Raw genomic sequence first — 12,314 nt, 5'->3', positions numbered from 1 at the left:
TGGGTTCCGGCATGGAAGGCTTGTTGCTAATCCTGAAAGCTGCCTATTGTCGCAGCACGCACCATCATTTTGCGCTCGACTCGCTGCGTTACGTCCGCACCGATGCCGGCCGTTCCTTGGCGCGGATGCTGTTGCGTTATCACTCGCAGTATTTAGCAGGAGCCAAAGACCCCGATGTGCGTTTCCGTGATTTTCAAAATCATGTCGTGCACGTGGCGGACAATTATTGGGGGGGCGCTCCCCGCGCAGCCGAGCGCTGGTATCAGCGGATCCAAACGCATTTGAAAAGCGAATCGTGGGCTGATGCCGCGCACGCCACGGGAGTCCTCAGTCACTATTTTACTGATCCGCTGCAGCCTTTGCATACGGCTCAGAGCCCGCGGGAGGCGGTCGTCCATCGTCCCTTGGAATGGACCATTTGCCAATCTTATTCCAGTATTTTGTCGCGTTGGCGGGATGATCGCTTTCGCATTATCTTTCAACTTTCCTCTGAACCCGATTGGTTGCCCGCCGCCGTGCGGCGTGGTGCGGAGCTGGCGCATCGATCTTATGAAACGCTAGTCTCCAGCTATGACCTCGAGGCGGCTCGTAAAAATTCACGGCACGGTCTCAGCGAACAATCGCTCGACGCCCTGGCGGAACTCTTTGGGGTGGCCATTGTTGGTTGGGCGCGGATTCTTGATCGCGCTGCTGCCGAGGCGGTGGTGCCGTTGCCGCGAGTCTCTTTACACTCTGGCAGTTTGCTGGCCGCCCTGCGGCTCCCGGTCGCTTGGCTGGGACAACGCTTGGACTCACGGCGGGAACGTGAATTAGTGCGACAACTGCTCCAGCATTATCACGAAACGGGCGAACTGGGTCCGCACGAACCGGCGGAGGTGCAACTTGTGCGGCGAGTTCTTGAGGTCCGAGACAGCGAACAGGAATACGCTCGCTTGAGGGAACTCGCTGAACGCGGCAAAGAGCTGGGCAGCGAGGAACCGACCACATTGCGAGTCGTGTTGCCAACGCCGAACCAGGCCACCGCAGCGTCATCCGATCAAGCCCTCACTCTTGAACAATCGCCGGCGAATCCAGAAGCAACTTTGCCCGGACTAACTTTTGCCGACGTGGCCGCCAAGTCTGCTTTCGAGCCGCTGGAAATCAGTTTCTCTCGCAGCAAACGCAGCTTGACGTTGACCAGCCCGATTGTCGAAGCGCCCTCGATCGGGCCCAAGACGGCGGCCAGATTTGAGCGGCTTGAGATCAAACAGATTGGCCAATTCTTGCACGCGGATCCTGAACGCTTGGTAGCCAAGTTAGAGGTTGGCTGGATCGGTGTGGCTGAGATCGCGGAATGGCAATCCCAGACGCGGCTGATGTTGGCGATCCCCAGTTTGCGAGTTTGCGATGCTCAATTATTAGTCGGGGCGGGTTATTGCACACTCTACGCCTTGGCGACCGCGGATTCCGAGGAATTGCTCGCCAAGTTCAATCGCTTTGCTGACGGACCGGCCGGGCGAAGGTTTCTGTGGAGCGCGAAACGCCCCGGCCGAGAGACCGTTCTCACTTGGGTATCGTTAGCCAAACAGCGATTCTCCGACCAGCAGAACAGTGCCGTCGAGCCGACCACTCTGTCTGAAACAGGGGAATCAGACCGTTCGGCAGCCTAACATGCTTCTCACCGCTGCCGGTGGCGAATACAGTGGAGCGTTGATTTCTTCGCTCAACGCCCGAGGCCGCCACAGTGAGATTTTTGTTTCCTGCTATCAGGCTCCGTCCAGCCAGTTCGCCCACAAAGTCCCCAGCACCTGCGCTTGATTCGCCACTGGTGAACCGACAATGGCTGAAATCGAGTCTGCTCGGTGTGGCGTTGCTGATGTGCTTCATCTGCACTTCGCCCCCGCGGCTTTCGGCCCAAGACAGGATCACCGGTCGCAACTTTGCCACCCGCTCGGAAGTGATTGCACCGCGAGTGATGGCCGCCACCAGCCAGCCGTTGGCCACGCAAGTCGCTCTGCAAGTCCTTCGCGACGGGGGCAACGCCATCGATGCGGCCATCGCTGCCAACGCCACGCTGGGTTTGATGGAACCGACGGGTAACGGAATCGGTGGGGACCTGTTTGCAATTGTTTGGGATAATAAGACCAAGCAACTGTATGGGCTTAACGCCAGCGGTCGATCACCGCGGTCTTTGACGATCGAAGAGTTTCAGCGTCGCAAGCTAACATCGATACCCGCCCTGGGGCCTTTGCCGGTTTCCGTTCCAGGTTGTGTGGATGGTTGGTTTGAATTGCATGGACGGTTTGGGAAAATGCCCATGCCGGAGATCTTGGCTCCCGCGATTCGCTATGCCGAAGAGGGTTTTCCAGTCTCGGAATTGATCGCCCATTATTGGCAGAAAAGCGAGCGGCTGGGTAAATACCCGGGCTTCAAAGAAACCTTTTTGCCTGGCGGTAAAGCGCCCGCCAAGGGTGAGATTTTTAAGAATCCACAATTAGCCAAAACACTTACGGAGATTGCCAACGGGGGTCGCGACGCTTTTTATAAAGGTGACATCGCTAAAACTATTGATGCTTTTATGCGAGAACATGATGGTTTCCTCTCTTATGAGGATCTTGCCGCTCACAAAAGTGAATGGGTGGAGCCCGTCGCTTATAACTATCGTGGTTATGATTTGTGGGAATTACCTCCCAACGGACAAGGTATTGCCGCTTTGCAAATCTTAGGCATGCTTGAACAGTATGAGATCGCCAAGTTTGGTTTTGGCAGCGCAGAACATTTGCATTATTTTGTCGAAGCCAAGAAATTGGCCTTTGAAGATCGGGCTAAGTTTTATGCCGATCCGGCGTTTACTGAGATCCCCGTCAGTGAGCTGATCTCGCCCGCTTACGCGAAAAATCGCGCCGCGCTGATTCGGCCCGATCGGGCCGCCCGGCGGGTGGCCGCTGGGAATCCAGCCTTGGAACGAGGCGACACCATCTACCTGACCGTCGCCGATCAAGATCGCAACATGGTTTCTTTGATTCAAAGCAATTACCGCGGGATGGGATCGGGTATGTGCCCGACTGGTCTGGGGTTTTGTTTGCAAGACCGGGGCGAGTTGTTTGATTTGCGACCCGGCTTGGCAAATTCCTACGCGCCCGGTAAGCGACCTTTTCATACCATTATCCCCGCCTTTGTTACCAAAGACGGCTTACCGTTTCTCAGCTTTGGCGTGATGGGCGGAGCGACGCAGCCTCAAGCGCACGCTCAAATCATGATAAACATCATCGACTTTGGCATGAACATTCAAGAAGCGGGTGATGCCCCGCGATTGATTCATGTTGGTTCCTCACAACCGACTGGCGAGGAGATGACCGATGGTGGCCAGGTGCAGTTAGAATCGGGCTTCGCTTACGAAACGGTGCGTGAATTGATGGAGCGGGGTCACAAAGTCGAGTGGGCTGTCGGTCCCTACGGTGGCTATCAGGCGATTCGCTACGACGCCGAACAGGACGTTTATTACGGGGCCAGCGAGTCGCGAAAGGATGGTCAAGCGGCCGGTTTCTAAGTCCATCTTGAAGCTGGCCGCTCCGTCTGCCATCCTCTTAGGTTCCCGCCACCCACCTTTTCGACGAGATTTCATGCCGTGTATCGCCTCCTCTTCATCTGCTCGCTGCTGTTCGCGTCCCAACTTGTGGCTGAAATTCCTCAGAGCTGGGGACAACAACCGCCCGTAGTCAGCGACGAGCCAGCAGCAGAGGCTGAGCCGCCCGCAGAGACAGCCACGGAATTCGCAACAAACGCCGCCAGCACAGAAGCCATCATCGGCGGGCTAGAGCCAACCGCCTCGCCCGTTCCCATGTATCCGTTCTTCGTGCTGGCCGTGGGGATCGCCGTCGTCTTGGGGCTGATCATCGGATTTAAGATCAACGCTTTCCTCTCTCTGATCATTGCCGCCCTGGTTGTCAGTTTGATGGTGGGGGGAGATCCGGGAGCCAGGATGGACGCGGTCGTCTCGGCTTTTGGTGGTTCGGCGGGCGATGTGGGGATCGTGATTGCCATGGCTGCCATCATTGGCAAATGCATGCTCGACAGCGGTGCGGCCGATCGGATAGTGCGAGCGGCGGTGAATTTAACCGGCGAACGCAAGGCTTCGGCCGGGTTGATGGGAAGTGGTTTTCTGTTGGCCGTGCCAGTCTTTTTTGATACGGTGTTTTACTTGCTGGTCCCCTTGGCTCGCAGCTTACATCGCCGCACCGGACGCCATTACTTGCGTTACTTGATGGCAATCGCCACGGGCGGAGCGATCACCCACACGCTGGTCCCGCCAACGCCGGGTCCGTTGTTAGTTTCGGCCACGCTGGGTGTCGATATTGGCATGATGATTTTCGTTGGTCTGTTGGTCGCCATCCCTTCAGCGATCGTCGGTCTGATCTTTTCCATCTTTGTCGATCGCGTCATGCCGATCCCGATGCGGCCCTTGGGGCCGGGCAGTGAAAAACATGAACCGTTACCTGTCACCGAGTTGCCCTCGATGGGGCTGGCTCTGCTGCCCGTGCTGTTGCCGCTGGTCCTGATTGGCTTGGGCACCTTGGCGACAACTTTGGCTGACCGCGAAGATCGTGCTCGACTGACAGCGGAACAAGTGACCGATTTCGATCAGCTGCGAAATGCGTTACGCGAGGGAGCTGACCAGCCCACAGCCACACCGGCCAGTCGGTTCGTCCAACATTCCGCTTTGGGTGATGATGCGCGGGCCTTCATTCTCTCCGACGATCCCCTCAGCGAATCGCAGCGGCAAGTCGTGATTGATGGTCTCAACGAAGTGTTGCTGGCCCGCGACGTGTATGATTCTCGCGCCTTCAGTGACGTCGGTCTAAGTTCTGAAACCGAAACGATGGCCCGCAAGATCAACGTCCGGACCAAACCGGTTGATCGGCGGCGGTTGAACCGCATGTTGTTAGAGCAGAGTTTTCCAGAGGCAGTTGCCACGCATCAATGGGATTCGCCTCAACGTCGCTTTGCGGATAGGACAAAATTATGGAGTAACGCCAACTTTGCCTTGCTGCTGGCGGCTCTGGTGGCGATCTGGACGCTCAAGTCGGTGCGCAAGCTGAGCTTCCGAGAAACTGGGGTGGAAGTCGAAGAGGCTTTGATGAGCGGCGGAGTGATTATCTTGATCACGGCCGCCGGCGGAGCTTTCGGCGCGATGTTACGTGACGCGCAGATTGGCGAGTCGATTGAGGCGGTCTTCCGGGAAACATCGGCGGGCGGAATCAGCCTGCTGTTGCTCGCTTACGTGATTGCGGCTGTGCTGAAGGTTGCCCAGGGGAGCAGCACCGTGGCGATGATTGTCGCCGCTGGGATGGTTGGTGCCATCGCCACTGGAGTTTCACTCGGCTACCATCCAGTTTACCTGGGGACAGCCGTGGGAGCTGGTTCCCTGTTTGGCAGCTGGATGAATGACAGTGGCTTTTGGGTATTTGCGAAAATGGGTGGGCTAACCGAAGGCGAAGCGCTAAAGAGCTGGACCCTGCTGCTGTTCGTGCTCTCCTTCACAGGTTTGCTGACGACGATCTTGTTGAGTCAAATCCTCCCCTTGGTGAGTTGATCATGGCCGGTGACCTGCGTCCAAGTCGTTCTCACCAAGCTGCACAGCTATCGACGGGTATTTCGCATGGGTGTTTGTTTGCAGTGATTGCCACGTTGATTACCTGTGGCATGTTATTCATCAACGGCGCCATAGTCAGGGCGCTGTGTGATGCCGCTGCTGATCCGTGGCCACGCGTCTTCGGTGATCATCGCGTCGAACAGTTTATCTACTTTATGGGGCCAGTTGTCTTGGTCGTGATTCAGTGGATGATGATCGACTACGTTATCAGTCGCGTTCGCCGCTGGCCTTGATGCAGCTTACCCACGGGCGACTGGCCTTCAAGTTTGCCAACATGGCGGCGCGGGCATTTTCGGCTGGCACTATCGGCTGGCAGCTGACCCAGGCAAGCGTGATTCGGCCGCGGCGATCAACTGGCCATCCTCGTCACGAGCTATCCCCTGCGCGGTGGCAACGGCGCTGATCGAGTCAACTTGGTGTCCCAGTTGAGTCAATTCTGCCACGACTTGTTCGCCGATTGTCCGTTCCACTAACAACTTATCAGGACGCCATTGATGATGAACTCTGGGCGCCGCCATAGCTTCTTCGAGCGGCATGCCGCAGGCCAGCACCCGCAATAGCAGTTGCGCGGTGGCACTGATAATCCGCGGTCCCCCGGCTGCACCGCAAGTCATTACGGGTTGCTTGCCACGCATCGCCAACGTAGGGCTCATGCTCGACAGCGGACGTTTCCCCGCAGCCGGCGCGTTCGCCTCGGCACCGACCAGCCCAAAAGCATTGGGCACACCTGGCGCAATGGCAAAGTCGTCCATTTGATTATTTAGCACCACGCCCGTGCCAGGAATGACAACTTTGCAACCAAACGACGTGTTCACCGTCGCCGTGATTGCCACCCAATTGCCCGCCGCATCGGCTGCGGTAAAGTGAGTCGTGTGACGCTGGCGATCTTGTTGCACCGAGGGTGGAAAAAACTCGGTCATCGCAGCCGGGGGTAGGCCAGCCCGCACGTCGGCAATTCTCCTTTCGGGGTGGATCAAAGCGGCGCGGCTGGCCAAGTATTGCGGATCGAGCAACCCCAGCGGCACATCGGCGAAATCGGGATCACCCAAGAAAACGGCTCGGTCGGCGAAGGCCAATCGCATCGCTTCGGCGACCACGTGGTAATAAGTGGCCGCCGAGTTACTGGCTAAATTGGCCAAATCAAACGGCTCGAGATAGCTGAGGATTTGCCCCACGTGTACTCCACCGCTGCTCGGTGGCGGGAACCCGATCAGTTCGTATTCATGAAACTTGGTTCGCACGGGCTGGCGATCGACGGCACGATAGTTGGCGATGTCTTGTTGCGTCATCAGGCCGCCGTTAGCTCGCATCCAGCGGTCGGTCAGTTCAGCAAACCGCCCTTGATAAAACGCGTCGGGACCATCGGTTGCCAATTCGTTTAGCGTGTTGGCCAAGTCGGGCTGAACCAAGCGTTCGCCCGCCGCCAAGGGTTGCCCTTGTGAGTCAAAGTACAACGCCCGTGCGGCAGGAAACTGGCGCAGCGTTTCCGCCACGGCGCGCAACCTGGAGGCGGTCGGCTGGCTGAGCGGAAAGCCCTCGCCGGCGACCTCCGCGGCCAGGCGGGCAGCCATTGCCCATTTGCCAGTGCCCAGCCGTGTTGAGAGAGCGTGATAAGCCGCCACCGCTCCGGGCACACCGGCGGCCAAGGCACCGACTTGGCTTAGTTGAGGCACCGGTTTTCCGTTGCGAAAAAACATCTTGGCGTGCGCGGCGGATGGTGCCATTTCCCGGCCATCAATCGCCGTCACGCGACCATCCGCGCTATGAGCCAGGATAAAACAGCCGCCTCCCAAACCTGAATTCTGGCCATCCACGACCGCCAACATCAAACCGGCCGCGACCGCCGCATCGGCCGCATTCCCCCCCGCCTCAAACATGGCTAACCCGGCCCGCGTCGCCTGGTCGCTGACCGTGGCGATCGCCGCCTGGCGGCCACGAGCGATTGGTGTACTCGCCTGCGGACTGGCTTCTTGCCCCCGGATCAAAGCTTCGCTGGTCAAACCGCTGGCCAGGATGGCGCCGGAGCCAAATAGCCATTCTCTGCGACTAAAATTCATTAAGCTCTACCTAAACTGTGTTGGGGTGGTCCCGAGCGGTTGTTGGCAAATCGGTGCAAACCCTTTTTTTCCGCTTCGCCTATAGTGTAAACTCCAGCCGAACTGTTTTACACATCAAAGAAGCATCTCCGCCCGCCCGATGGTCCCTCAGCATGCCTGTATTCGCTCCACTCGCAGCCAGTTTCGCAAAAACTTGGGTTCAGCTAAACCTACCTTCCACGCAATTCATTGCCGGGGTTTTGGTCGCGCTGCTAGGTCTTTGCGGCAGCCTCAACGCGCAGGATGCTGATCCCGCCGACCCGATCACGGACACGGTGGTTCGCAGCCATATTCAATTCTTGGCGGACGATTTACTGGAAGGGCGTGGCCCTGGTTCACGCGGCGATGCACTTACCCAACTCTATCTGCAGACGCAATTCAAACTGCATGGACTCAAGCCCGTTTTCCCTGGCGACAGTTGGGTTCAAGCGGTGCCGCTGGTTGGCTCGCAAACGCGTTCCCCGGACAGCGTTACGGTGCGGAAAGGTGCTGATAGTATTGAACTGAAAAACTATGATGACGTCATCTGTTCGGTTGGTCGCCCCGTTGAGCAAGTGAAAATCGAAGACGCTGAAATCGTTTTCGTGGGATATGGCATCGTCGCTCCCGAATATGACTGGGATGATTACAAAGGGGTCGACCTTAGCGGCAAAATCTTATTGATGATGAATAACGACCCGTCCGATGACCCCGAGTTGTTTGCGGGACGACGCAGGTTGTATTACGGGCGCTGGGATTACAAGTACGCTGCCGCCGCGGCGCAAGGGGCTGCTGGTGCGATTATCATTCACACGACTCCTTCAGCCGGTTACCCATTCCAAGTTGTGCAAACATCCTGGAGTGGCGAAGAGTTTGAGTTGCGCGCGGCGACTGGCCCCAGGATGGAACTCAAGAGTTGGGTCAGCGATGACGCGGCCAAACGCATCGCCTCGCTGGCTGGACACGACCTAGATGCACTCCGTGCGGCGGCCGAAAGTCGCGACTTCCAACCGGTGCCGTTGGGCACGACGCTCTCCGTTGACTTGTCCGCTGCGGTCCGCGGACAAGAGACAGCCAACGTGGTGGGGGTGTTGCCCGGTGCCGATCCGAAGCTGAAGGATCAATACGTGGTTGTGATGGCGCACCATGATCATCTTGGTATGTCCGATCAACGTGATGCCCGCGGTGACAATATTTACAACGGTGCTATCGATAACGCCTCTGGAACTGCCGGGCTGCTGACCATCCTCAAAGCCTTCACCGAGTTACCCGAACCGCCGGCGCGTTCGATCCTGTTTGCCGCCGTTGGTGCCGAAGAGCAAGGTTTGCTGGGCAGCAAGCATTTTGCTGAATTTCCACCCGTTCCCGCCGGTGCGATGGCGGCCGTCATCAATATCGATGGACTCAGCGTGCTGGGTCGCAGTTATGACGTCAACGTGATTGGCAGCGGCAAGTCGAGTTTGGACGAGATCGTCAAAGCGGTCGCCGTCTCGCAAGACAGGATCGTCACCCCGGATGCCTTTCCAGATCGTGGCTATTACTATCGCTCCGACCAGTTTTCGCTGGCTCGGATCGGAGTTCCAGGCGTCTACCTGCACGCTGGCACTCGAGTTCGCGGCAAGCCCGATAATTGGGGCAAAGAACAGTTGGACAAATGGGTCCAGGAAACATATCATCAGCCCAGCGACGAGTATCGCGAGGACTGGGATTTGTCAGGAGCGATCGAGGACCTGCAACTGTTGTTCCACGTCAGTCTGCGAGTTGCCAACCAGAGCCGATTGCCAACCTGGACCCCCGGCGACGAATTCGAAGCAGCCAGAAAAGCGGCGCTGCGCGAACTCGAAAGCCAAGAATAGCAGCATGTCTGCGAATGCCGTTATGGGGAATCGCAGGATCCACGAGGCCAGCGTTTGCTGCCTTGCACTACTCCCTTTCATTACTCTTGCTCTCTTCGAAAGTAATCATGAACGCTGATCCTGATGCCATTGGAATCGCTTTCGCCTTGCTGATCTATGGATTTGCTTTCTTCATCGGCCTCGGCATCAGCGCACTGATTAGCTATTTTCTTTATCGCACTGCGGTGGTTCTCCCCGAAAACCAACGACTGGTTTCTCCCGGTGCGGCGTTCCTGTTAATGATCCCCCTGTTTAATCTCGTCTGGGTATTCATCTACACCAGTAATCTTTCCAAGTCTTACCAGAACATCTTCAGCCAGCAGATGGCTGGAACAGACGACTGCGGTGAAAAACTGGGCATGTGGTGGGGAATCTGTGGCCTCTTAAGTTTTGTCCCTTGCGTCAATATCTTCTCGGGAATTGCCGGTTTGATTGTGATGATCATGTACATAATCAAAGTCAGCGAGTGCCGATCCCGATTCATGCAGTTTGGGATGGCGGGTAATAATTTTTATGGCACTCCCACGTCACCCAGAAAGTCCGATCCAAATAATCCATATACTTTCTAAACGCTCGTTCCCAAGCTCCCGCCCTCTATATCCTGCACATCTTGTCTGACCCCAACTAGCTTGTCTCGTTCGGTGAGTAACGCTCGCAAGCCAGACGCCGTTTTTCCCATTTTGTTGTGAGGGTGGTTTATGCATGTTAGCAACAGGCGTGCCAAGCTTTGGGCATCAAATCGCCCGATTATTTTTTTGTTCTTTTTAGGTTGTTGCGGAAGTTTGCTCTCGGCCCAGGCACAATCGCCGGAGGAGCGTCCCAATGTGGTATGGATTATGTCGGAAGACAACTCCATGCATTACTTGCAACATTTCTTTCCGGGTGGAGCCACCGCACCGGCGATTGAATCGCTGGCTAGCGAAGGACTGACTTTTCGCAACGCCTTTTCCTGTTCACCCGTTTGCAGCGTTGCCCGCACCACGCTGATCACCGGTTGTTACGCGCCTCGGCTGGCCACGCAGTACCATCGTCGCAGCCAATTGGTTCAGTTACCGGCGGGATTAAATTTGTTCCCCGCAGAGTTGCGGCGAGCGGGGTATTACACCACAAACAACAGCAAAGAAGATTATAACATCACGGGAGCCAAGCAAGCGTGGGATGATTCCTCGCGGCGGGCCAGCTGGCGGGGACGCCCCACCCCGGAGACTCCTTTTTTTCATGTGCAGACATTTACCATGTCTCATGAAAGCTCACTGCACTTTAACGAGCAAGTCTTTCGGAACGAAGCGACTCAGCATGACCCCGCGGCGCTGCAACCGCATCCTTATCTGCCTGACACCGAGTTAGTCCGCTATACCCATGCGCGCTACCTCGACAGAATTCAAGTCATTGATCAGGCTGTGGAAAAGCTGATTGGACAACTCAAAGAGGACGGTGTTTGGGAAAATACGATTGTCTTTTATTTTGGTGACCACGGCGGTGTGTTACCCCGTTCCAAAGGCTATGTCTATGACGTCGGCTTGCACGTGCCCCTGGTGATTCGCTTTCCCGAAAAACTTTTACAACGCTGGCAGCTTGTCGCCGGCGCGGATGACAATCGGTTTGTGGAGTTTGTTGATTTTGGTCCAACCGTGCTGAGCCTAGTCGGAATCAACACGCCTCCCTTGATGGATGGCCAGCCTTTCTTGGGGGACGCGGCGGCGAGCGATGATCAATTCACCGAGGCGTTAGGGTATGCCGATCGATTCGATGAAAAAATCGACATGACGCGATCGTTACACCGAGGCCGCTATCACTACATCCGCAACTATCAACCTTTCTATCCTGATGGGCTGCAAAACAATTACCGGTACAAGATGCTGGCTTACGAGCAATGGCGCGAACAATTTAACGCGGGAGAGTTAAATACTAGCCAAGCAGATTTCTTCCAAGCTCGTCCCGCGGAGTTGCTATACGATCTCAATCAAGATCCGTTCGAGGTTAACAATTTAGCGGATGACCCTGAATTCGCCGACATCTTGGCTGACCTGAGAACTCGTTTGCAAAAGCGGTTGAAAGCCTTACCCGACCTCAGCTTTTTCCCCGAATCGGTTGGCGTTCCAGCGGCCGCCAGGGATCCTTTGGGCTTTGGCGAGGCACAACAGGCACGAATTGGCGACTTGTTGGAAACCGCCGATCTCTGCTTGTCGCCTCCCAGCGAAATCGATGCGACATGGCAGCAAGCGATCAACTCGGATGATCCGTGGCGGCGGTACTGGGCGCTGACAGCAGCCGCCAGTTATGCCGACGAGCCGCTGCCAACTGCTTGGCACGCCCGTGCCAAGAAAGCGTTACAAGCGGAACAACCGTTAGTCCGCGCGCGGGCCGCAGTCATGCTGGCTGTCACGTCTGACTTTGACCCGCGTGCAATCCTCACCGAAGCGCTCGAAAAAGTCTCCTCGGAAATTGAGACTTTATTGCTGCTCAATGAGATCGTCTATTTGCGTGATCACCTGGCGATTCCCTTCGCGGGCGTGACTCAATTCGTGCCAGAAGACTTCCGTAAGGGCGAAGTGGCCCGGCGACTTGAGTACTTAGATTGAGTGCAAGCGGGGCTCAATTTGCTCGCCGGCTCCTGCAATCCAGCCTCATAACGCCCCCCAAGTTAACAGGCGCATGCGGAGCAACCGGTAAATGGAGTTGGTTAGCGTGCAACTTCATGCAGCATTGGTG

8 protein-coding genes are annotated in these 12,314 nt (G+C 56.6%); 7 read left to right on the top strand and 1 reads right to left on the bottom strand.

The annotated features are described in order from the left end of the window. The first annotated feature begins 11 nt into the window (after nucleotides 1-11). The 4 genes from SH139x_RS25480 (at nucleotide 12) to SH139x_RS25465 (ending at nucleotide 5,865) form a co-directional block, all read left to right on the top strand. Complete coding sequence (locus SH139x_RS25480) at nucleotides 12-1,649, top strand: DUF4332 domain-containing protein (RefSeq protein WP_488352556.1); 1,638 nt, start codon at nucleotides 12-14, stop codon at nucleotides 1,647-1,649. Between the two features lie 206 nt (nucleotides 1,650-1,855). Next, nucleotides 1,856-3,529 carry a gamma-glutamyltransferase gene (ggt, locus tag SH139x_RS25475; protein ID WP_488356091.1) on the top strand — a complete coding sequence of 558 codons (1,674 nt, stop codon included), beginning with the start codon at nucleotides 1,856-1,858 and terminating at the stop codon, nucleotides 3,527-3,529. A gap of 291 nt (nucleotides 3,530-3,820) precedes the next feature. Beyond that, nucleotides 3,821-5,572 (top strand): GntP family permease, encoded by a 1,752-nt coding sequence (locus SH139x_RS25470; protein WP_488356090.1) that lies wholly within the window; start codon nucleotides 3,821-3,823, stop codon nucleotides 5,570-5,572. A gap of 2 nt (nucleotides 5,573-5,574) precedes the next feature. After that, a complete protein-coding gene (locus SH139x_RS25465) occupies nucleotides 5,575-5,865 on the top strand; it encodes a hypothetical protein (protein ID WP_488352555.1) in 291 nt (96 codons plus the stop codon). Nucleotides 5,866-5,934: 69 nt separating this feature from the next. Here SH139x_RS25465 and ggt (SH139x_RS25460) read toward each other — a convergent pair whose 3' ends face one another. Next, on the bottom strand, nucleotides 5,935-7,689 hold the full coding sequence (gene ggt / locus SH139x_RS25460; protein WP_488352554.1) for a gamma-glutamyltransferase: 1,755 nt from the start codon (nucleotides 7,687-7,689) through the stop codon (nucleotides 5,935-5,937). Nucleotides 7,690-7,841: 152 nt separating this feature from the next. Here ggt (SH139x_RS25460) and SH139x_RS25455 point away from each other — a divergent pair, with 152 nt between their 5' ends. The 3 genes from SH139x_RS25455 to SH139x_RS25445 all read left to right on the top strand — a co-directional run bounded on the left by SH139x_RS25455 (nucleotide 7,842) and on the right by SH139x_RS25445 (nucleotide 12,184). Continuing rightward, nucleotides 7,842-9,563, top strand: a complete 1,722-nt coding sequence (locus tag SH139x_RS25455) for a M20/M25/M40 family metallo-hydrolase (RefSeq protein WP_488352553.1) — start codon at nucleotides 7,842-7,844, stop codon at nucleotides 9,561-9,563. A 107-nt stretch (nucleotides 9,564-9,670) separates the two neighbouring features. Continuing rightward, nucleotides 9,671-10,171 carry a hypothetical protein gene (locus SH139x_RS25450; protein ID WP_488352552.1) on the top strand — a complete coding sequence of 167 codons (501 nt, stop codon included), beginning with the start codon at nucleotides 9,671-9,673 and terminating at the stop codon, nucleotides 10,169-10,171. A gap of 129 nt (nucleotides 10,172-10,300) precedes the next feature. Continuing rightward, a complete protein-coding gene (locus SH139x_RS25445; protein WP_488352551.1) occupies nucleotides 10,301-12,184 on the top strand; it encodes a sulfatase family protein in 1,884 nt (627 codons plus the stop codon). Nucleotides 12,185-12,314: the final 130 nt, after the last annotated feature.

This window comes from Kothea flammea (assembly GCF_052161645.1).
In the GTDB taxonomy this organism is placed as follows: domain Bacteria; phylum Planctomycetota; class Planctomycetia; order Pirellulales; family Pirellulaceae; genus Laterigemmans.
Note: the sequence above shows the minus strand (reverse complement) of the source record. Positions and strands in the feature narration are given on the sequence as shown.

What these genes read in the sequence shown, in the direction of transcription:
- SH139x_RS25480 (WP_488352556.1), top strand. Translation starts at nt 12, where the DNA reads ATGGAAGGCTTGTTGCTAATCCTGAAAGCTGCCTATTGTCGCAGCACG.
- ggt (WP_488356091.1), top strand. Translation starts at nt 1,856, where the DNA reads ATGTGCTTCATCTGCACTTCGCCCCCGCGGCTTTCGGCCCAAGACAGG.
- SH139x_RS25470 (WP_488356090.1), top strand. Translation starts at nt 3,821, where the DNA reads ATGTATCCGTTCTTCGTGCTGGCCGTGGGGATCGCCGTCGTCTTGGGG.
- SH139x_RS25465 (WP_488352555.1), top strand. Translation starts at nt 5,575, where the DNA reads ATGGCCGGTGACCTGCGTCCAAGTCGTTCTCACCAAGCTGCACAGCTA.
- ggt (WP_488352554.1), bottom strand. Translation starts at nt 7,689, where the DNA reads ATGAATTTTAGTCGCAGAGAATGGCTATTTGGCTCCGGCGCCATCCTG.
- SH139x_RS25455 (WP_488352553.1), top strand. Translation starts at nt 7,842, where the DNA reads ATGCCTGTATTCGCTCCACTCGCAGCCAGTTTCGCAAAAACTTGGGTT.
- SH139x_RS25450 (WP_488352552.1), top strand. Translation starts at nt 9,671, where the DNA reads ATGAACGCTGATCCTGATGCCATTGGAATCGCTTTCGCCTTGCTGATC.
- SH139x_RS25445 (WP_488352551.1), top strand. Translation starts at nt 10,301, where the DNA reads ATGCATGTTAGCAACAGGCGTGCCAAGCTTTGGGCATCAAATCGCCCG.